The 19,560-nt window shown below is 68.3% G+C and carries 15 protein-coding genes and 2 pseudogenes; 7 read left to right on the top strand and 10 right to left on the bottom strand.

Annotated elements, in window-relative coordinates:
* Nucleotides 1–204 precede the first annotated feature (204 nt).
* A complete protein-coding gene (locus tag AC6LJ9_RS02835; RefSeq protein WP_212313170.1) occupies nucleotides 205–1,587 on the top strand; it encodes a ClcB-like voltage-gated chloride channel protein in 1,383 nt (460 codons plus the stop codon).
* A 36-nt stretch (nucleotides 1,588–1,623) separates the two neighbouring features.
* Here the strand turns inward: AC6LJ9_RS02835 and AC6LJ9_RS02830 are convergent, their stop codons facing one another.
* Nucleotides 1,624–2,535: a LysR family transcriptional regulator gene (locus AC6LJ9_RS02830; RefSeq protein ID WP_212313169.1), complete on the bottom strand. Its 912-nt coding sequence runs from the start codon at nucleotides 2,533–2,535 to the stop codon at nucleotides 1,624–1,626.
* A 263-nt stretch (nucleotides 2,536–2,798) separates the two neighbouring features.
* On the opposite strand from AC6LJ9_RS02830, the gene AC6LJ9_RS02825 reads away from it, so the two are divergent.
* The 6 genes and pseudogenes from AC6LJ9_RS02825 to AC6LJ9_RS02800 all read left to right on the top strand — a co-directional run bounded on the left by AC6LJ9_RS02825 (nucleotide 2,799) and on the right by AC6LJ9_RS02800 (nucleotide 7,607).
* Nucleotides 2,799–3,575, top strand: a complete 777-nt coding sequence (locus AC6LJ9_RS02825) for a 5-oxoprolinase subunit PxpA (protein WP_212313168.1) — start codon at nucleotides 2,799–2,801, stop codon at nucleotides 3,573–3,575.
* A gap of 73 nt (nucleotides 3,576–3,648) precedes the next feature.
* Complete coding sequence (locus AC6LJ9_RS02820; RefSeq protein ID WP_103271774.1) at nucleotides 3,649–3,891, top strand: acetyl-CoA carboxylase; 243 nt, start codon at nucleotides 3,649–3,651, stop codon at nucleotides 3,889–3,891.
* A gap of 7 nt (nucleotides 3,892–3,898) precedes the next feature.
* Nucleotides 3,899–4,795: pseudogene (locus AC6LJ9_RS02815) on the top strand (ATP-binding protein); the annotation flags it as partial.
* Between the two features lies 1 nt (nucleotide 4,796).
* A pseudogene (locus AC6LJ9_RS02810) lies at nucleotides 4,797–5,105 on the top strand (allophanate hydrolase); the annotation flags it as partial.
* Nucleotides 5,098–6,087 carry a 5-oxoprolinase subunit C family protein gene (locus AC6LJ9_RS02805; RefSeq protein WP_498146366.1) on the top strand — a complete coding sequence of 330 codons (990 nt, stop codon included), beginning with the start codon at nucleotides 5,098–5,100 and terminating at the stop codon, nucleotides 6,085–6,087. The pseudogene AC6LJ9_RS02810 and the gene AC6LJ9_RS02805, both read left to right, overlap by 8 nt.
* Before the next feature lie 194 nt (nucleotides 6,088–6,281).
* Entirely contained in the window at nucleotides 6,282–7,607 is a 1,326-nt protein-coding gene (locus tag AC6LJ9_RS02800; protein ID WP_498146365.1) for a purine-cytosine permease family protein, read from the top strand.
* A 45-nt stretch (nucleotides 7,608–7,652) separates the two neighbouring features.
* Here AC6LJ9_RS02800 and AC6LJ9_RS02795 read toward each other — a convergent pair whose 3' ends face one another.
* The 9 genes from AC6LJ9_RS02795 to AC6LJ9_RS02755 form a co-directional block, all read right to left on the bottom strand.
* Nucleotides 7,653–8,606: an AraC-like ligand-binding domain-containing protein gene (locus AC6LJ9_RS02795; protein ID WP_498146364.1), complete on the bottom strand. Its 954-nt coding sequence runs from the start codon at nucleotides 8,604–8,606 to the stop codon at nucleotides 7,653–7,655.
* Between the two features lie 39 nt (nucleotides 8,607–8,645).
* Entirely contained in the window at nucleotides 8,646–10,730 is a 2,085-nt protein-coding gene (gene capA, locus AC6LJ9_RS02790) for a caprolactamase subunit alpha (protein WP_498146363.1), read from the bottom strand.
* A 10-nt stretch (nucleotides 10,731–10,740) separates the two neighbouring features.
* Nucleotides 10,741–12,507 carry a caprolactamase subunit beta gene (gene capB / locus AC6LJ9_RS02785; RefSeq protein WP_498146362.1) on the bottom strand — a complete coding sequence of 589 codons (1,767 nt, stop codon included), beginning with the start codon at nucleotides 12,505–12,507 and terminating at the stop codon, nucleotides 10,741–10,743.
* 367 nt (nucleotides 12,508–12,874) lie between these two features.
* On the bottom strand, nucleotides 12,875–14,278 hold the full coding sequence (locus tag AC6LJ9_RS02780; protein ID WP_498146361.1) for an amino acid permease: 1,404 nt from the start codon (nucleotides 14,276–14,278) through the stop codon (nucleotides 12,875–12,877).
* Between the two features lie 67 nt (nucleotides 14,279–14,345).
* The gene (locus AC6LJ9_RS02775; protein WP_498146360.1) at nucleotides 14,346–15,488 is read right to left on the bottom strand and encodes an aminotransferase class V-fold PLP-dependent enzyme; all 1,143 of its coding nucleotides are present in this window, start codon (nucleotides 15,486–15,488) and stop codon (nucleotides 14,346–14,348) included.
* 34 nt (nucleotides 15,489–15,522) lie between these two features.
* A complete protein-coding gene (locus tag AC6LJ9_RS02770) occupies nucleotides 15,523–16,602 on the bottom strand; it encodes a porin (protein ID WP_498146359.1) in 1,080 nt (359 codons plus the stop codon).
* A 93-nt stretch (nucleotides 16,603–16,695) separates the two neighbouring features.
* Nucleotides 16,696–17,856, bottom strand: a complete 1,161-nt coding sequence (locus AC6LJ9_RS02765; protein ID WP_498146358.1) for a pyridoxal phosphate-dependent aminotransferase — start codon at nucleotides 17,854–17,856, stop codon at nucleotides 16,696–16,698.
* A 140-nt stretch (nucleotides 17,857–17,996) separates the two neighbouring features.
* Complete coding sequence (locus tag AC6LJ9_RS02760; protein WP_498146357.1) at nucleotides 17,997–18,767, bottom strand: cyclase family protein; 771 nt, start codon at nucleotides 18,765–18,767, stop codon at nucleotides 17,997–17,999.
* On the bottom strand, nucleotides 18,761–19,522 hold the full coding sequence (locus AC6LJ9_RS02755) for an HpcH/HpaI aldolase family protein (RefSeq protein ID WP_498146356.1): 762 nt from the start codon (nucleotides 19,520–19,522) through the stop codon (nucleotides 18,761–18,763). Before AC6LJ9_RS02755 ends, AC6LJ9_RS02760 begins: the two co-directional genes overlap by 7 nt.
* Between the last annotated feature and the right edge of the window lie 38 nt (nucleotides 19,523–19,560).

Raw genomic sequence — 19,560 nt, 5'->3', positions numbered from 1 at the left:
AGGCTGATTCTTGCCGGACAGGCTCCGGATCGCCATTTTTACCCCTGAAAAACCCGCTTTGCCCATCCTGTTTTTCACCCCCTGGGAGCCTCCAGAAAGCCCTGTGAGGCACGTTCGCGGGCAGGCATTCCAGGCCCCATGCGCGCGCTCGGTTGACGGTCCGCTGAACAAAAAGTGAGCAGCGTCCGCCGTAGAATTCCGGCCATGGCAAAAGAAATTCGAATCGGAAAATTCCGCTGGGCCGGCGCGTTGCGCGGCCAATTGGTGGCCGAAAACCTGCCCTACACCTTGTTCACAGCCGCCTTGATGGGACTGCTGGGCGCGCTGGCCACCGTGGTGTTCCGCGAGCTGCTTTCCTGGATACAGGTGGTGCTGGGCGGAGAGGACACGCCGCATGGCATGGTCTATCTGGCACGCGGCCTGGAGTCCTGGCAGCGGCTGCTGTTGCCGGCGGCCGGCGGCGCGCTGGCCGGCCTGGTCCTGCAGCTGGCCTCGCGCTGGCTGCCCAGGCGCGGCGCGGCCGACTACATGGAAGCCATCGCCGTCGGGCGCGGCGTCATCGGCTTTCGCCAGACCTTGGCGCGCAGTGTGTCCTCGCTGTTTTCCATCGGATCCGGCGCTTCCATCGGGCGCGAAGGGCCTATGGTGCAGCTGGCGGCGATGCTGTCCTCATTGAGCGGCCGCTTTCTGGTCCTGCCGCCACGGCAATTGCGCCTGCTGGTGGCTTGCGGCGCGACGGCCGGCATCACCGCCGCCTACAACGCGCCCATCGCCGGCGCCCTGTTCATTTCCGAGATCGTCTATGGCGTGATTTCCTCTGCCACGCTGGTGCCGCTGGTGGTGGCCTCGGTCGTGGCCAATATCGTGACGCGGCAGATCCTGCACTACGACGCGGTGTTCCACATGCCGCCCTTCGACTTCGTGTCCGGCTGGGAAGTGGCCAGCTATCTGGGACTGGGCCTGTTGGCCGGCCTGCTGGCGCCGCAGTTCCTGCGCCTGCTCGACCTGTCGCGCGCCGGCTTTGGCCGCCTGCCCGCGCCGTTGTGGACCCGCATGGCGCTGGGCGGCCTGATCGTCGGCGCGTTGTCGCTGTACAAGCCCGAGGTCTGGGGCAATGGCTACAGCGTGGTCAACAGCATGCTGCATACGCAATGGGCCTGGTCGGCGGTCGCCGCCATTCTGCTGTTGAAGATCATCGCCACGGCCGCCAGCGCCGGTTCGGGCGCGGTCGGCGGCGTGTTCACGCCTACCCTTTTCGTCGGCGCGGCGCTGGGTTCGCTCTATGGCATGGGCTTGCAGGCCCTGCTGCCGCCGGGCGCGGTGTCCACGCCCGCCAGTTATGCCGTGGTCGGCATGGGGGCGATGCTGGCCGCCACGACCTATGCGCCGCTGATGTCCATCCTGATGATCTTCGAGATGACGCTGAGCTATGAGGTGATGCTGCCGCTGATGCTGGCCTGCATCACGGGATATGCCCTGGCGCAGCGGATACGGCCGGCGTCCGTGTACGCGAAGTCGCTGGCGAGCAACCGGTTGGCGCGTGAAAGATTCGGCGGAGGGCGGGATGGGAGTGGCCGTTCTTCCTGAGTGGCTTGTTCTCTTAATATGAGCTATTGCTCATAATCAAGCCTGGCCTACCCGTTGCGCCGTATAGGCATGCCGAAAATACTCGCGCACCGCCCGCATCGCGGGCGATATCTCCGCGCCCTTGCGCCAGGCCAGTCCCACGTTCATCGGCGGAATCGGATCCTTGAGCTGGATCGTTTCGATGCGCCGCCCTTCCAGCGACCAGGGTCGGTAGACCATGTCCGACAACACCGCCACGCCGCTGCCGTTGGCCACCATGCTGCGCACCGCCTCGACCGACGAAGTGCGCAGCCGCACGTCCGGCTTGAACGGCGTTTCGTTCCAGTAGCGCAGCGCCGTATAGGCCGCCTCGTCCACCGTCAGCATGATGAAGGGCTCGCGCGCCACGTCTTCCAGCGTGACGGTATCGCGTTCCAGCAAGGGATGCCGGGCCGGCAGCCATAACCGCCGGGGCGAACCGAAGAAATGCTCGACCGCCAGGTCCGGGTTGGCCACGTTGGACGTCAGCAGCACCGCCATGTCGTAGCGGTTGGCGATCAAGCCTTCCTCGATCGCGCTGCGGTTCAGCTCGTGCAGCTGGATGTCCAGCCGCGGATACAGCTGCGACAGCCGCTGCAGGTGATACGGCAGGAAATAGCCGATGACGGTATAGGACGCGGCCAATAGCAGGCGGCCCGACACGTCCTCGGCCGCGCTCGGCATGCGCAACGCCTCGTCGACCGAGGACAGGATGTTGTAGGCGTGGTTGAGAAAGCCTCGGCCGCTGTGCGTCAGCGTCACGCCGTGGGCGCTGCGTTCGAACAGCGCCGCGCCCACGGTTTCCTCCAGCTCGCGGATGGCGCTGGTGACGGCGGACTGGGAGATCGCCAGCTGGATCGCCGCTTGCGAAATCTGGCCCAGTTCGGCCGCGGCGACGAAGTACTTGAGCTGGCGCAGCGTGATCGACATGGAGGGTGCTATCTGATTAATCGATATCCAGAACGCAGAATATCTATTAATCCTGGCTCGAGCCAGAAACCAAAATCTAGGGATTTCCCTTGGTTTTCATAGGGAAAGGCCAAATTGATGCGCTTCGTCGTAACTGCGTCGTATCTGAATTTCAGATACTGAACGATCAATAAAAAGAACTTTTTATCCCCGTCCGCCTTGGCTACTGTTCACGTCAAGCGCCGCGCCACACGCGGCCCGCAACAAGACGGAGACATCCCACAATGCGCAAGCGGAGCATCGACCTGAATTCCGACATGGGCGAAGGATTCGGCCCATGGACCATCGGAGACGGCGTGGACGACGCCATCATGCCGTTGATCAGCTCGGCCAATATCGCCACCGGCTTTCACGCCGGCGATCCCAACATCATGAACCGCACCGTGTTGCTGGCGCGCGAGCATGGCGTATGCATCGGCGCCCATCCCGGCTTTCGCGACCTGGTCGGCTTCGGCCGCCGCGACCTGCGCGAAAGCGCCGATACCCTGGTCCACGACATCGTCTACCAGCTGGGGGCGCTGCGCGAATTCGCCCGCCTGCATGGGCTGCGCCTGCAGCATGTGAAACCGCATGGCGCGCTGTACATGCTGGCCGCGCGCGACGAGGCGCTGTCGCGCCGGCTGGTCGAGACGCTGCGTGAACTGGAGCCGACGCTGGCCCTGTACTGCATGGAAAACTCGGTGACCTGCCGCATCGCGCGCGAACTGAACCAGCCCGTCGTGCGTGAGTTCTATGCCGACCGCGACTACGACGCCAGCGGCTCCATCGTCTTCACCCGCCGCCCGCAGCCGCTGGACCCGGACAAGGTCGCCGCCAAGGTGCTGCGCGCCTGCGTCGACGGCAAGGTCCGCACCGTTGACGGCCAGGACATTGCCATCGACTTCGATTCCGTGTGCATCCACAGCGACACGCCGGGCGCGCTGGCGCTGGTGCGCGCCACGCGGGCGGCGCTGGACGAGGCCGGCATCCATGTCGCGCCGCCCAGCGTCACCGGGCCTTGAACCCAGGCGTTCCCGTGCATTCACGCGCTGTCCGCGCGCTCGCAGCCCATACGAATATTCCAAGGAGAAAACCATGTCGTCACAGGAAATCCCCAGCCCCTTGCCCGGCACGTTCTATCGCCGGCCCAGCCCCGACGCGCCGCCTTTCGTCGAGCCCGGCGCGACGGTCGCGGCGGGCGATGTGATCGGCATCGTCGAGGTGATGAAGCAGTTCAACCAGGTGGAAACGCCGGTCGCCGGCGTGGTCGAGGCCTTCCTGGCTGAAGATGGCGACCCGGTGGATATCGGCCAGCCGCTGCTGCGCATCAAGGAGTAAGCGTTTCATGCCCGTGATCGACACTTCCTATCGCCCGCGCCGCATCCACAAGTTGCTGGTGGCCAACCGTGGCGAGATCGCCTTGCGCGTGATTCGCGCCGCCCGCGAACTCGGCATGCGCAGCGTGGCGGTCTACAGCGACGCCGACCGCGACGCGCTGGCCACGCGCATGGCGGACGAGGCCGTGCACATCGGCCCGGCCCATGCCACGCGCAGCTACCTGAACGTGGACGCCGTGTTGAAGGCCGCGCGCGAAACCGGCGCTCAGGCCGTGCATCCCGGCTACGGCTTCCTGTCCGAGAACGCCGCCTTCGCGCAGGCCGTCAGCGACGCGGGCCTGATCTTCGTCGGCCCGGATGCGGACACCATACGAAAAATGGGCGACAAGGCCGCCGCGCGCGCCTGCGCTCAAGCCGCAGGCGTGCCCACCGTGCCCGGCAGCGCGGGCGTGGTGTCCTCGCTCGATGAAGCGCTGACGCATGCCGCGGGCATGGGCTATCCGCTGATGATCAAGGCGGCGGCCGGCGGCGGCGGGCGCGGCATCCGCGTGGTGCAGGACGAGGCCGAACTGCGCGCGCAGATGCCGCAGGCCCAGGCCGAGGCGCAGGCGGCGTTCGGCTATGGCGGCGTCTACCTGGAACGCTACCTGCCGCGCGCGCGGCATATTGAAGTGCAGGTGCTGGGAGACGGCAAGAACGCCATCCATCTGTATGAACGCGAATGCTCGTTGCAGCGGCGTCGCCAGAAGGTGTTCGAGGAAGCGCCCTCGCCCGCGCTGGACGCCGCCACGCGCCAGCGCCTGTGCGAATCGGCCGCGCAGCTGGCGCGCTCGGTGGGCTATCGCGGCGCCGGCACGCTGGAATTCCTGTACGACGACAGCCGTGGCGCGCAGGATTTCTATTTCAGGCGGTTGCTTCGGCTGCATCTATTCGGTGCGCGGCGCCGGCGGCTATCAGATGTTCGGCGTGACGCCCGCGCCGATCTTCGAGCCCAGCCAGCGCCTGGCACACCTGCGCGATTCGATGGTGTTCTTCCGGCCCGGCGACATCGTCAAGTTCAAGCCCATCAACCGCGAGGAATACGACCGGGCCGAGGCCCAGGTCCAGGACGGCAGCTTCGCGCTGCGCATCCGTCCGGTGTCCTTCTCGCTCGCGGAATTCCTGCGGGCGCCGCAATCGTGCAACGCCCGCCTGCTGGAGACGCTACATGGCTGACGCTTCCCACATCGAAGTCCTCAAGCCCGGACTGGCCACCTCGGTGCAGGACAAGGGCCGCCAGGGCTACTACCACCTGGGCATTCCGCCGTCGGGCGCGCTGGACCAGTACGCGCTGGCGGCGGCCAACCTGCTGGTGGGTAATGCCGAGGACGCGGCGGTGCTGGAATGCACGCTGCTGGGTCCGGAACTGCTGTTCCACCGCGCCGCGCTGATCGCCGTGACCGGCGCCACCATGGCGCCGAAGATCGATGGCAAGCCCATGCCCTGCAACACGGCGCTGGCCGTGCCGGCTGGCAGCCGCCTGTCGTTCGAGTTCGTCTCGGCGGGCGCGCGCGCCTGCCTGGCCGTGGCCGGCGGTATCGACGTGCCGGTGGTGCTGGGCAGCCGCTCGACCTATACGCTGGGCGCCATCGGCGGGCATGAGGGCCGCCGGCTCAAGGCCGGCGACAAGCTGGCCGTTGGCCAACCCTCGCCGCGCGCGCGGGCCGGGCGCGAATTGCCCCTGGACCTGGCGGCGCACTGTCCCAAGACGCAGACGCTGCGCGTATTGCCTGGCCTGTACGACCATCGGCTGGAATCGGAATCGGCCGCCACGTTCTACCAGGACGCCTGGACCGTCACGTCCGAGGCCGACCGCATCGGCTATCGCTACAAGCAGGGCCGCGCGCTGCGCTTTCGCGAGCGCGAGCAGCCCTTCGGCGCGGGCGCGGATCCGTCCAACATCGTCGACGCCTGCTATCCCATCGGCTCGATCCAGGTGCCGGCCGGCGTGGAGCCCATCATCCTGCACCGCGACGCGGTGTCCGGCGGCGGCTACGCGATGATCGGCACGGTCATCAGCGCCGACATGGACAAGGTCGGACAGATGCAGCCCAACCAGAGCGCGCGCTTCGAAAAGGTGACGCTGGAGCAGGCGCTGGCCGCCAGGCGTGAGCACCACGCCCGCTACGACCGTTTGCGGCAGGCGCTCAGCGGTTAAGACGCCGGCATTCTCGACCGCGCCCTGAGTGGCGCATTCCCCAGCTTTTCTTCACGTTCCACGCCGCAGCCCGCAGCACGGGTTGCGCGCGTCGGCGCGTCCGTTGCAGTTGAACCGCAGCAAAGCTCGCAGCAAGGCACGCAGCATCCGTCGCTTCATTCATCGCAGCACTGTTTCCCGCCGGGAGATCGATCATGGCCAACCTGGTCCGCAACAAACCGTCCGACGAGACGGACAATTCCCTGCATGCCGTCGCCGATGCCGACCGCATGCCCCGCTACTCGCTCACGATGGCATGGTGGGCCGTGTGCAGCGCGATGTTCTATATCGTCGTGGGGGCGACGCTGGCGCTGAAGTACGGCGCGCGCAACGCCATCATCGGCATGGCGCTGTCGGTGGTCTGCTATGGCATCGTCAACGGCATCATCAGCCGCTACGCGATCCGCACCGGCCTGTCGGTGGCGCTGTTCTCGCGCAAGCTGTTCGGAACGTCCGGCGCGGCGCTGGCCACGCTGATCTTCTTCGCCACCGCCATCTACTACGCGGTGTTCGAAGGCGCGGTCATCGCCGTGGCGGCGCACCATCTCTATCCCGCCGTGCCGTACTGGCTGGTGGCGCTGGCGGTGGTGATCTACAGCGTGCTGCTGATCTTCGGCAGCGTGCAGCGCTGGCTCGACAAGTTCAACGGCGTGCTGCTGCCCTTCTATCTGCTGGGTCTGCTGCTGGCCGTGGCGATGGCCACGCGCGAATACGGCTACAGCGACGCCTGGCTGTCCTTCGGTCCCGCGAGCGGCCCCGTGGCTGGCGGCTGGTGGGACGCGTTCGTGTACTACATGGGCGTTTGGATCCTGATGATGTTCACCTTCGACTACGCGCGTTTCGGCAAGCGCGAGGATCAGGCGTATCACAGCCGCTTCAACTTCGGCATGCCGTTCTACCTGGTGACCTTCCTGCTCAACGGCGTGGCCGGCATCTATCTGGTCAGCACGATTCCCAGCGACGCGGCGCTGTCGGAAGTGTCGGTGGTGCTGGCGCTGCTCAAGCTCATGGGACTGGGCGGCCTGCTGTTCGTCTGGATCACGCAGACCCGCATCAATACCGCCAACTACTACCTGGCCACCATCAACATGCAGGCCTTCTTCGCGCGCTTTTCCGGCATGCGCTGGCCCAAGGCCGCCTGGGCCGTGGCGGTGGGCGCGGTGACCTACGCGCTGATGCTGCTGGACGTGTTCTCGTACCTGCTGCAGGCGCTGGCCTACCAGGGCATCTTCGTCGTGTCCTGGGTCGCGGTGGCGCTGGTGCACATCCTGTCGGGCGATGACGGGACCGTGTCGTCCGGCGGCGCGGCGTTCAATCGGGCGGGCCTGACGGGCTGGTTCGCCGGCGCGATCTGCGGACTGGCCCTGATGCACACGGCCGGTTTCGCGGCCACGCTGGCGGCGCCGGCGAGCTTCGTGGTGTCGGCGCTGGTGTATCGGCTGTGCGCTGGGGCGGCGGGCCGGGTGGCGGCGGCCGGCTAGATCACGGAGACGGTGCGTGGCCGGCATGGCCGGCCGCGCATCGCGTCAGTCCGGGCGGCGCCGGGCCTGCCCCGGCGTGCGCCCATAGCGGCGCTTGAACAGCCGCGAGAAATGCGACTGGTCGGCAAAGCCCCATTGATGCGCGACGCTGGCCACCGATATGGAGGCGCCGCGCAGCGCCTGCTCGGCGCGGTCCAGGCGCTGCTCGTGCAGCCACTGGACGAAGGTCTGGCCCGCGTCGCGGTACAGCGCGTGCAGGTAGCGCGTGGAAATGCCGCAGGCCTGCGCGGTGCGTTCCGGCGTCAGGTCGCGATCGCCCAGGTGGCGGCGCGCGTAGTCCTCGATGCGGCACAGGTGCGCGGCGCGCACCGCCGAATCGCTGGAGGACAGCACGCGCGCATCGGCCTGCACCGAACAGACCAGCAGGTCCACCAGCTGCTGCGCGGCGAGCTCGCGCGCCGGGCCGTCGCCGCCATCCAGTTGCTGCCCGAGCTGCTGGCCGACCAGGTCCACATAGGACGCGAACAGCCAGCCCGCGCCGCTGCTGGCGTCGAACGACAGCGCGCAATAGCGGTCGGGCGTGCGCAGCCGGCCGCGCAGCAAGGCGCCGGGCACCTTCAGCACCCACAACGCGTTGTCCTGCGCATAAGAGAACTCGTAGGGGCTGTGGCCGTGTTCCAGCAGGAACGCGCCGGGCTGGCACAGCGTTTCGCGGCCGGCCTGGGCGAAGCGTATGCCGCTCTGGCGCGGCACCGTCACCAGATATTGCTCGTCGTTGCAGTCGCGCAGATGCGTCTTCAGCCGCCGATAGCACAGCGGCGACGAGGCCAGCCGCGACAACGACAGCGAGCCCAGCCTCCAGGAACGCAACGAGCCTTCGAAGCGCGCGGCGTCCTGGAATTGCAGTTGCAGGCTGAAGTAGGTGTTTCCGACCGCCGCCTCCCAGTGGCGGGAGCGGTCGGGAGCGGCCAGGCCGGCGGTGTCGTAGCGGGTGTCCACGGGGCAGCCCTCCGCGTGCATAACAAACGCCAATCTGGATCAGCCGGCCGCGCGGGTCAATAAGTACGTACCCGAGCCGTGCAGCAAGGCATGCCAGCCGGGCCGCACCACGATCGTGGTGGTGGGCTCCTCGATCACCGCGGGGCCGGCGATCGTGTCGCCGGCCAGCAGCTTGCCGCCGTCATACACCGGGGTGGCGGTCCAGGGGCCATCGCCCTCGAACAGCATGTCGCGCATGTCCGCCAGCGCCGCCGCCGGATCGCCGTCGCCGCTTGGCAGTGCGGGCAAGGCGGGCTTGTCCACCGCGCCGGCCGCCATCACTTCCAGGTTCACCAGTTCGACCACGTTGTGCGGTTCGGCATAGGTGTAGAGCTGTTCGTGGCGCGCATGGAACGCGCGCAGCAGCGCGCCCAGCGTGTCGGCGGTGACGGGGCCGGGCGGCACGTCCACCTGGCATTCGTGGATCTGGCCCTGATAGCGCATCTCGACCTTGCGGTCCAGGCTGATGCGTTCCGGCGCGAAACCGTCGGCCGCCAGCAGCTCGCGGCCGCGCGCTTCCATATCGCTGAAAAGCTGGCCCAGCCGCGCCAGGTCGGCGTGCTCGTCCAGGCGCATCACGGCGCTGGCCAGGAAGTGGTATTTGACGTCGGAGATCACCTGGCCGAAGGCGCACAGGCAGGACGCGATCTTGGGCACCAGCACGTTGCGGCTGCCGATTTCCTCGGCCAGCGCGGCGATGTGCATGCCCGCCGCGCCCCCGGCGCAGACCAGCGCGAAGTCGCGCGGATCGTAGCCGTTCTCGATGGAGATGCGACGGATGCCGTTGGCCATGTTCAGGTTCACCAGCGTGCCGATGCCGTGCGCCGCGCGTTCCAGGCTCAGGCCCAGCGGCTCGGCCACGCCGCGCCGGATGGCGGCCACGGCGCGCTCGCGGTCCAGGCGGATGGCGCCGCCCAGCACCGCGTCCGGGCGCAGGTAGCCCAGTGCCATGTTGGCGTCGGTGACGGTCGGTTCCTCGCCGCCCTGGCCGTAGCAGGCCGGCCCGGGCATGGCGCCGGCGCTGCGCGGTCCCACTTCCAGCATGCCGAAGGCGTTCAGGTGGGCGATCGAGCCGCCGCCCGCGCCCAGCGTCTCGACGTGGATCATCGGCACGCCGATGCGGTGGCGCAGGAAATCGATGTTGCGGTTCAGGTTGGTCTGGCCGCCGCGCGCCAGGGTGATGTCGAACGAGGTGCCGCCCATGTCGACGGTGATGATGTTGTCGATGCCGAAGGGCGCGGCCACGTACAGGCCCGCCTGCGGCGCCGAGGCCGGGCCGGAGTTGATGGCGTTGACCGCGCGGCGGCGCATGATCTCGCCCACCGCCAGACCGCCGTTGGACTGGAAGTAGCGCACCGCGCCGCGCGCGCCCAGGCCGCGGAAATAGTCGTCGATGCGCGCCACGTAGCGTGCCATCACCGGACTCAGGTAGGCGTTGACGATGGTGGTGGACGTGCGCGTGTATTCGCGCACCTGTGGATAAACCTCATGGCCGGCGCAGACGAACACATCGGGCATGGCCTCGGCCACCATCCGCAGCGCGCGCTGTTCATGCGCGGGATAGGCCGGCGCCCAGACGAAGGACACCGCCACCGCCTGCACGCCCTCGCGCTTGAAGACCTCGATGGCGGCGCGCACATCGTCCTCGTTCAGCGGCTGGCGCACCGAGCCGTCGGCCAGCACGCGCTCGCGCACCGGCAGGCGCAGCCGGCGCGGCACCAGTTGCGGCGCTGGCGGGTAATCGGCGTCGTAGCGGTAGCCCTCTTCCTTGTGGCCCAGGCGGATCTCGATGCTGTCCTCGTGGCCGGCGGTGCACAGCAGGCCGACCTTGACGCCCTTCAACTCGATCAGCGCGTTCAGCGCCACGGTGGTGCCATTGATGCACAGATCGCAGTCGCGCACGATGTCCTCGACCGGGCGGCCGAGTTCCTGGGCCATCTGCGCCAGGCCGGCGGCGATGGCGCGGGTGCCGTCCTGCGGCGTCGATGCGCTCTTGAACAGGCGGATCTTGCCGTCGCGGCCCGCCAGCACGAAATCGGTGAAGGTGCCGCCGGCGTCCACGCCGAGGCGAAATTGTCCTTGCATGGTGGGCTCCTTAACGGGGATCGCGGGTGCGCAGGGCATGGGTGGCGGTCAGGTCGGGCTGGCCGTCGGCGCCGATGGCGACGCCGTACTCGACCTGCGCGGCCTCGCGCGAGACCAGGCCGTTGCCGACGTCGCGCGCCACGTCCAGCGGCGCGCGGCTGTAGGGATCGCCGTAGCCGCCCCCGCCGGGATTGACGTTGCGCGCGCGTTCGCCCGGCGCCACCTTCAAGATGGTGTTCTTGCGATGCGTGGTGACCTGGCCGTCGGCGTGGCGGTGCTCCAGCCGGCCCAGCTTGCGCTCGGGCAGCGAGTTGTAGGCGCCGGCCGCGCCCCCGGTCGGAATCTGCCGGCCCTCGCCGAAGGCCACCACGGTCATCTCGTGGCCGATCGGCTCCACTTCCCACACGGTGCCGCTGCCGCCGCGATGCTGCCCGGCGCCGCCGCTGTCCTGCTGCAGGCCATAGCGGTGGATGATGATGGGATAGGCGTATTCCAGCAGCTCGATGTCGCCCGAGCTCAGGGCGCCGAAACAGCACAGCGGACCGCAGGCGTGCCAGCCGTCCATCTGGCGCGTGGCGCCCGCGCCAGAGATGATCGAGGCCAGCACCATGGTCACGTACTGCTCGCCGGTATTGGGATCGACGCCGGCGATATTGACGCCGCTGGCATGGCCCCAGGATGCCGTCACGCGCTCCGGCGCGGCGGCCTCGAAGGCCTGGCGCACCGCGTCGGTCAGCGTCTCCATCGGCGTGGTGGTGCAGTTCACGTGCGGCGCCGGCTCGCGCGCGTTGCACAGCGTGCCCGACTCGCCCAGGTCCACCGTCACGCAGCGGTACAGCCCGGCGTTGTACGGCGGCGGCACCTGGGCGAACATCATCAGCCCCAGGTAGATGCCCGACAGCGAATTGCCCGCGTAGGAATTGATGAAGTACGGCACCTGCGGCGGGCTGTCGATGCGGATGTGCACGCTGTCGCCCTTGACCGTCACCGCCGCCGAGATGGTCATGTCGCCATGGCCGTGGCCGGCGTCCTCCAGCCGCGCGCGGCCGTGGTAGGTGCCGTCCGGGATCGACGCGATCAGCGAGCGCATGTGCCGGTCGGCCATGTCCTTCAGCTCGGCGATGGCGGCCTGCACGGTGGTCAGCCCGTACTTGGCCAGCAGCGCCCGCAGGTGGCGCTCGCCGACGCGGCAGGCGCCGTACTGCGCGTTCAGGTCGCCTTCCTGGTCGCGCCGCGCCCGCATATTGCACAGCAGCAGGTTGATCACGTCGTCGCGCCGCACGCCGCGGTCCCAGAGCTTGACCGGCGGGATCCGCAGCCCCTCGGCGTACAGGTCGCGCGCATCCGGGTTGTACCCGGCCGGCACCGGGCCGCCGATATCGGTCAGGTGGCCCTTGCAGACCGCCCAGAACACCAGCTCGCCTTCGTGGAACACCGGCTTGTACATGCAGCAGTCCAGGATGTGGCTGCCCTGGTAGACCGGGTCGTTGTGATAAATGATGTCGCCTTCGTGCAGGTCGTCGCCAAAGAAATCGGCGACCGCCTTCATGGCAGGGATCAGCGAACCCAGGTGGATCGGGATGTCCTGGCCCTGCAGGATCATTTCCGGGTGATGGTCGAACAGCGCGTTGCTGTAATCGTGCGCCAGGTTGAAGACGCTGGAGCGGCCGGTCTTTTCCAGCGTCAGCGTCATTTCGCGTTGCGCCGTCTCCAGCGCGCCGCGCACCACGGCCAGCGTGATCGGGTCCACCGGCGCGCCGGCGGTTTGCTTGCTCATCATGTTCCCCTTGATCGAGCGCCGTCTTCGAGGACGGCCATGGGGCTACGTTAATGAGCGGGGGGCGGCGCTGGCTTGTACCGGAGCGCAGGAAAAATAGGCTGTGGAGGAACGGGGACGGATCCGTCCTGAAGCACGCCGCGCCAGGGAAATCGGGCCGAATGCCTGTGGATAAGCCTGTTGGCTAGTCTGTGATCAAGCTGTTGGCAGGCTGTGCGCAGTGTGTGGACAGGGTGTGGGCAAGTAGCCGTTTTTCCCTATGGGACACGACGGCAAACCTGCTTTTTCCACCATATCGGCAGACCCGTTCTGCGCGGAACGAGGCCCGGGGACGACGGATTGGCCGCCTCCCGGGAATTGTCATGCCCTACCCCCGTGCCACCGCCGGCGCGCCGGTCGGTCCCTGCCGCCTGCGCCAGAACACATACGCCAGCGACACCCCGATCAGCCATGGGATGCCGATGATCCACGAGATGTTCCAGAACTCGGTGTCCAGCCCCATCGTGACCAGGATCCCGACCAGCAGCGCGATGCCGGTGATCTGGGCGATGGGAAACAGCGGCATGCGCACCGGCAGCGCGGCGCCGCGCCAGGCGCGACGGAAGCGCAGGTGCGTGACCAGGATCATGATCCAGACGAAGATGCCGCCGAACAGCGCCACGCCGAACAGGTAGTTGTAGGCGTGCGGGCTGAAGAAGGACACGCTGGTGGTGGCCAGCACGCCCGCGCCGGAGATCAGCGTGGCGCGCAGCGGCGTGCCGTTGGCGGTGAGCTTGCCGACGAAGCCCGGCGCATAGCCACCGCGCGACAGCGAGAACAGCATGCGCGAGGACAGGTAGATGTTGGTGTTCATGCTGGACAGCGCGGCGGTGATCACCACGAAGTTCATGATGCCCGCCGCCTGCGCGATGCCGGCGTGCGCGAACAGCTTCACGAAGGGGCTTTGCTGCACCACCTTCGCGCCCGCCTCGGTCCAGGGCAGATAGGCCACCATGATGCCCAGCGCCAGCACATAGAACAGCGTCAGCCGCAGCACCATGGACTTGAGCGCGTGCGGGATGGCCTGCTTGGGGTTCTCCGCCTCGCCCGAGGTCACGGCCACGATCTCCACGCCGTAGAACGAGAAGATCGCCATCAGCACGCCCATCCATACGCCGCCCAAGCCGTGCGGCATGAAACCGCCCTCCAGTCCCGTCAGGTTGTGCATGCCGACCGGCGGACGGCCGGTGCCGATGCCGAACACGTGCGCCAGTCCGATGACGATGAAGGCCATGATGGCGGCGACCTTGATCAGCGCGAACCAGTATTCGAACGAGCCGAAGTTGGCCACCGATTTGCAGTTCACGTAGATCAGGATCAGCCCGAACGCCGCCGACCACATCCATACCGGCGTGCCGGGGAACCAGTAGGTCATGTACAGCCCCACCGCCACCGCCTCGCCGCCCACGGCCACGACCTGGATGATCCAGTAGGTATAGCGCACCACGAAGCCGGCCCAGCGGTTCAGGTACATCTCGGCGTAGGTGCCGAACGAGCCGGCCGACGGATGCGCCACCGCCATCTCGGCCAGGCTGAACACCATGATGACCGCGATCAGCGCGGCGATGGCGTAGCTGATCAATACCGCCGGCCCGGCGTAGCCGATGGCGATGCCGCTGCCCATGAAGAGCCCGGTGCCGATGGCGCCGCCGATGGCGATCATGGTGATCTGGCGCTTGGTCAGCGCCTTGTGCAGGCCGGCCTCGCGCGTGGTGATGTTGGATGATTCCATGCCGCGTTCCCCTAGTCTGTGTATGCGGTGTGCGATGGATGCGATGGGTGTTTTCAGGCCAGGGCGATCAGGCCGCGGGCAGCAGGCGTTCCAGTTCGTCGATCACGGCGGCCTGCGTCAGCACGCCCGGCGACAGGCGCAGCACCTGGCCGCGCGTGTCGGCCAGCACGCCCTCGGTTGCCAGGCGCGCCTCCAGCGCCTGCGCGTCGATATGCGCGGGCAGCTCGACCATGACGCTGCCGCCGCGTTCGCTGGCGTCGCGCGGCGAGCGCAGCCGGTAGCCCTTGGCGTCGGCCAGCGCGATCAGCTTGCGCGACAGCGCCTGGTTGTGCGCGCGCATGCCGTCCGCCGCTGGCGACAGCAGCCACGACAATCCCGGCGCCGAGGCCACATAGGGCAGGAAGGACGGCGTGCCGTTGTCGAAGCGGCGCGCCTGTGTGGCCAGCGCGTATTTGTCCAGGTCCCAGTTGAAGGGGTCGGGCTGGCTGAACCAGCCCTGCACCAGCGGCTGCAGGCGCTCGTCCAGCAGCGCCGGGTTGATGTAGGCTAGGCCCGCGCCGGGCGCGCCGCAGAGCCACTTGAGCGTGGTGGTGGCGGCGAAGTCGATGGCGGGGGCGCTGACGTCCACGTCGACGATGCCGGCGGCCTGGGTGATGTCCACCGCGATCAGGCTGCCCTGCGCGCGGCCATGGGTGGCCAGCCTTTGCAGGCCGGCGCGCTTGGACGCGGTCGAGGTGACCAGGGTGATGATGGCCAGCGCCACGTCGTCCTGCCAGCGCGCGATATAGCCGTCGTCGGTGACATAGCCGGCGGCCGCGTCCACCGGCACCGTGTCCAGCGTGTAGCCCAGCAGCGGCGCCAGGCCGGTCAGCATGTAGTGCAGGCTGGGGAAGCAGTCGGCGGCGATCAGCACGCGCTTGCCGGCCAGCCGGGTACGGCCCAGCGCGCCGACGAACTGCGCGAAGGCCTGGGTCACGTTCTCGGCCGCGTAGACCGCGTCGGCCGGCGCGCGCAGCAGGCTGGCATACAGGTCCAGCACCTGGCGGCGCGCCGCCAGGCCGTCGTCCCAGCGTTGCAGGCCGGGCCTGCACCAGCTGGTCGTGAAGCCTTCCAGCGCCGCGCGCATGGCGGCTTGCTGGCCGGGGAACATGCCGACCGAGTGGTACAGCAGCCAGCCGGCCTTGTCGGGTTCCTGGGGTGTCGTGCTCATGGGGATCCTTGGATGTCGCGGGCGTGGCCCGCCGTCAGAAGATGTGGCGCAGGCCGATGCCCAGGCCGGTCTGGTTGTTCTTGCCCGGCATCTCGGCGTTGGCGCCGCCGCTGGTCCGGTTGAAGTCCACCGTGCCGTACACCTGGGTGCGCTTGGACAGGCTGTATTCGGCCAGCAGCACGGCGGCGTGGCGCTTGCCCCGGTTGCCCTCGAAGCCGTTGATGTTCTTGGCGTCGCTGTAGTAGTAGGCGCCGGTCAACGCCAGGCGCGGCGTGGCCTGGTAGGTCAGGCCGGTGTACAGCGTCATGTCCTTGCGCGGGTTGGCGCTGGGCGAGCCCTGCGCGACGGTGCGCGTCGGCGCGTTCAGCAGGCTGTCGACGAAGCCGCTGGCGTCGCGTCCGCCCATGTAGCCGACGAAGAGCCTGGCGGCGTCCAGCGCGTAGCGCGCGCCCAGGCCCCACATGCGCTGGGCGCGGTCGTCGGGGTCGCGCATTTCCTGGTAGGTGCCGCCGAAGCTCAGCGGGCCGGCGTCGTAGGATGCGCGCGCGCCCCAGTAGCTGCCGCGCCGCATGCTGCCGAACTGGTTGCCGAAGCCGTAGGTCAGGCCCAGGTTCAGGCCGCCGAACTTGCCCGCGTAGGTCAGCAGGTTGTCCAGGCGTCCGACCGTGATCAGGAAGGGCCAGGAATTGCCCATGTAGTTGCCCACGGTCAGCGGGTCGAACTCGCCGAAGAAGTTGAAGGACTCGGCGCCCTGGCGGCCCGCCGTCAGCGTGCCCCAGCGGTCGTTGGACAGGCCCACGTAGGCATAGCGTCCGAACAGCCGGCCGTTCTGGTTGGCCATGCCGGTCTGCGGATCGAAGCCGTTCTCCAGGCGGAACACGGCGCGGCTGCCGTCGCCCAGGTCTTCCTCGCCCTTCAGGCCGAAGCGGCTGTTGGTGATGGCGCCGTTGGCGAGCTGCAGCTTGGAGCCGCCGCCGTCATCGACGTGATTGGTGTAGCGGATGCTCTGGTCGATGATCCCGTACAGCGTTACGTTGCTGGCGCCCTGGGCCTGCGCACAGGCGCACAAAGCCAAGCCCGCGGCCGTCGCGGCCGCGCGGAGATTGCGTTGCATGGTCTACCTTCCCCTGATTGTCGGTATGTGGAACAGCGAAGACGGCGCAATGCGCCGGCCGCGGCATGAGGCGGCCGGCCGGTCCGCGGCGGTTCAGCGCGCGCGGTGGATGAAAGCGGAGAGGCGGTCCATGGCCTCGGTGAGCTGGGCGTCGCTGCGCGCGTAGCACAGGCGGATCTGGCGCGCGGATGCCGCGCCGAAGGCGATGCCCGGCGCCAGGCCGACGCCGGCCTCGTGCACGGCGCGCTTGCAGAACGCCAGCGAGTCGTCGATGCCGTCCACGTCGAACATCACGTAGAAGGACGCCTTGTTGGGCACGATGCGCACGCGATCCAGCGCCCTCAGCCGGTCCAGCACGATGGCGCGGCCGCCGCGGCAGCGCTCGACGAACGAACGCACGAAGGCTTCGCCCTCGTTCAGCGCGACCACGCCGCCGGCCTGCAGGAAGGCCTGGCCGCCGCTGGTGTTGAACTGGATCAGTTTCTCGAAGGTGTCGATCATGCCGCTCGGATAGATCAGCCAGCCCATGCGCCAGCCCGTCATGGCCCAGGACTTGGAAAAGCTGTTGACCACGAAGACCGGGTCGTCCGGCGCGGCGATTTCCAGGATGGACGGCGCGTGGGGGCGGTCGTAGACGATGCGTTGATAGACCTCGTCGGCGATGATGGCGATGCCGCGCTCGCGCGCCCAGGCCAGCAGCTCGCGCTGCTGCGCGTCTTCGAGCATCCAGCCGGTGGGGTTGCCGGGCGAGGCGTAGTAGATGGCGCGGGTGCGGCCGTCGCAGGCGTCGAACAGGCGCTGCAGGTCCAGATGCCAGCCGCTGTCGTCATGGTCCAGCGCCACTTCGCGCGCCTCGCCGCCGGCGATGGTGATGGCGCGCAGGATATTGGGCCAGGACGGCGTGACGCAGACCACGTTGTCGCCCGGCTCGACGATGGCCTGCGCCACCAGCATCACGGCGTTCATGCCGGCGCAGGTGGCGGCGATGCGTTCGTCGTCGAGCCGCACGCCGCAGAGGCGTTCGTAGTAGCCGGCGATGGCCGCGCGCAGCGCGGGAATGCCGCGGTTCTGCGAGTAGAAGGTATGGCCCGCGGCCAGCGCCTGCGCCGCCGCGTCGCTATAGGCCTTGGGCGTGGGCAGGTCGCTCTCGCCGGCCCACAGGCCGATGACGTCGTCACGGCCCTGGCCCAGGCGCCAGACATCGATGATGGGCGAATCGGGCATCGTCAGGATCGATGCTCTGGTGGGGTTCATGGCCTTGTCTCCCATGATTATGAATTCTGGATTCAGTTTTTATTTTGTGCGTGAAGATTAGGTCTGGCCCGGGCAAAAGTCAAACCTTGCAAGCGTGTTTTCGGACGCGCGGGAGCTTGGGAAAAACCCGAACCGGCGCGCTATGCCTCGACCAGCGCCAGCACCCGGCACGGGCTGCCCGAACCGCGCCGGATCTTCAAGGGCGGCGTGATCAGGATCGCGCCCGTGGGCGGCAGCTGATCCAGGTTCACCAGGCTGGCAAGCCCGTAGCGGTTGTTGCCGTGCATCACCGAGTGGCAGGGAAAGGGCTGCGTGAAGGCATGGGCCTGGCCGGCATCGGTGCCCACGCCTTCGGTGCCCCAGCCCACCACGTCGCGCTCGCGCGCCAGGAAGGCCGGCAGATCGGGATGGCCGCCCGGCGTGTGCGCGCCGTCGTCGCGCAGGTTGAGAAAGGCGGCGGGATCTTCGCGCAGCGACCAGTCCGTGCGCATCAGCACCCAGCTGCCCGGCGCGATGCGGCCGTGCTCGGCTTCCCATTGCTCGACGCGCTCGATGGTGAGCAGGTAGTCCGGGTTGTCGCGCGCCTCGGCCGACACGTCGATGACGCAGGCCGGCGCCACCAGCTTCTGCACGTCTATCGTTTCGGTGGTGTTTTTCGGGTAGTCCTTGCCGGTGATCCAGTGGATCGGCGCGTCGAAGTGCGTGCCCGTGTGTTCGCCGCAGGAGATGTTGTTCCAGTACCAGGCCGGCCCGCGCTCGTCGAAGTTCGAGATCTCGTCCAGGCGAAACGGCGCGCTCTGCCCGTATTGCGGCGGCAGCGGGATGATGGGCGTGCGCGCGTGCAGCGTCTGGCTCAGGTCCACCACGCGCACGGAACCGCTTTGCAAGGCTTGTGCCAGGGTTTTCAGCATGTCGATGCTCCTTCTCTCGTGGAAAGGCGGGCCGCCGTGACGGCGGACTGGAATCCCTGCTTGAGCAGGTCGATGTCGCTGGCCGCCACCGCCATGCGGTAGCCCTGGCCATGGGCCTGGCGCGCCGCCTCGGCGCTGCCGGTATAGATGCCGCAGGGCAGCCCCTGCTCGCGGGCCGCCGCCAGCACGCGGGCGCAGTCGAGCGCGATCATGTCGGGGTCGGACGTGCCGCGCGACAGCGCCAGGTCGCCGGTGCCGATGAGCAGGTAGTCCAGGCCGGGCTGGGCCGCGATGGCCACCGCGTTCTCCACGCCGGTCACGGTCTCGATCATCAGGCCGACCGCGACCTGGGCGCCGGCGTCCAGCATGGCGGCTATGCCGCCCAGCAGCGGCCGCACGCCGCCGGCGGAGCGACTGCCATGGGGCGGGTAGCGGCTGGCGTCCAGCGCGCGCCGCGCGTCGTCCACGGTCTCGATCAGCGGGACCAGTACCGAGGCCGCGCCGGCATCCAGCGCCTGGGCGATGACGGCGGGCGTGTTGTCGGCGCAGCGGGCGATCACCGGCACATTGCCCGCCGAGGCGATGGCGGCCTCGACCGTGCCGCGTTCCCACAAGCCATGCTGCAGGTCCAGCACGATGGCGGCGGGCCGCGCATGCGCGGCGAACGCCACCATGGGCGCGCTGCCCAGCGACAGCCAGATCAGGTCGATGAAGCCGTCGCCGGCCAGCATCGGCTTGAGGGAGGGAAACAGCATGGATGGCGCTCCTGTGCCGCAGGCGGCGAGGACGCCGG

Source organism: Achromobacter sp. 1011811831, assembly GCF_059760905.1.
Note: the sequence above shows the minus strand (reverse complement) of the source record. Positions and strands in the feature narration are given on the sequence as shown.

What these genes read in the sequence shown, in the direction of transcription:
- AC6LJ9_RS02800 (WP_498146365.1), top strand. Translation starts at nt 6,282, where the DNA reads ATGGCCAACCTGGTCCGCAACAAACCGTCCGACGAGACGGACAATTCC.
- AC6LJ9_RS02770 (WP_498146359.1), bottom strand. Translation starts at nt 16,602, where the DNA reads ATGCAACGCAATCTCCGCGCGGCCGCGACGGCCGCGGGCTTGGCTTTG.
- AC6LJ9_RS02780 (WP_498146361.1), bottom strand. Translation starts at nt 14,278, where the DNA reads ATGGAATCATCCAACATCACCACGCGCGAGGCCGGCCTGCACAAGGCG.
- capB (WP_498146362.1), bottom strand. Translation starts at nt 12,507, where the DNA reads ATGAGCAAGCAAACCGCCGGCGCGCCGGTGGACCCGATCACGCTGGCC.
- AC6LJ9_RS02765 (WP_498146358.1), bottom strand. Translation starts at nt 17,856, where the DNA reads ATGAACCCCACCAGAGCATCGATCCTGACGATGCCCGATTCGCCCATC.
- AC6LJ9_RS02760 (WP_498146357.1), bottom strand. Translation starts at nt 18,767, where the DNA reads ATGCTGAAAACCCTGGCACAAGCCTTGCAAAGCGGTTCCGTGCGCGTG.
- AC6LJ9_RS02830 (WP_212313169.1), bottom strand. Translation starts at nt 2,535, where the DNA reads ATGTCGATCACGCTGCGCCAGCTCAAGTACTTCGTCGCCGCGGCCGAA.
- AC6LJ9_RS02805 (WP_498146366.1), top strand. Translation starts at nt 5,098, where the DNA reads ATGGCTGACGCTTCCCACATCGAAGTCCTCAAGCCCGGACTGGCCACC.
- AC6LJ9_RS02820 (WP_103271774.1), top strand. Translation starts at nt 3,649, where the DNA reads ATGTCGTCACAGGAAATCCCCAGCCCCTTGCCCGGCACGTTCTATCGC.
- AC6LJ9_RS02775 (WP_498146360.1), bottom strand. Translation starts at nt 15,488, where the DNA reads ATGAGCACGACACCCCAGGAACCCGACAAGGCCGGCTGGCTGCTGTAC.
- capA (WP_498146363.1), bottom strand. Translation starts at nt 10,730, where the DNA reads ATGCAAGGACAATTTCGCCTCGGCGTGGACGCCGGCGGCACCTTCACC.
- AC6LJ9_RS02825 (WP_212313168.1), top strand. Translation starts at nt 2,799, where the DNA reads ATGCGCAAGCGGAGCATCGACCTGAATTCCGACATGGGCGAAGGATTC.
- AC6LJ9_RS02755 (WP_498146356.1), bottom strand. Translation starts at nt 19,522, where the DNA reads ATGCTGTTTCCCTCCCTCAAGCCGATGCTGGCCGGCGACGGCTTCATC.
- AC6LJ9_RS02835 (WP_212313170.1), top strand. Translation starts at nt 205, where the DNA reads ATGGCAAAAGAAATTCGAATCGGAAAATTCCGCTGGGCCGGCGCGTTG.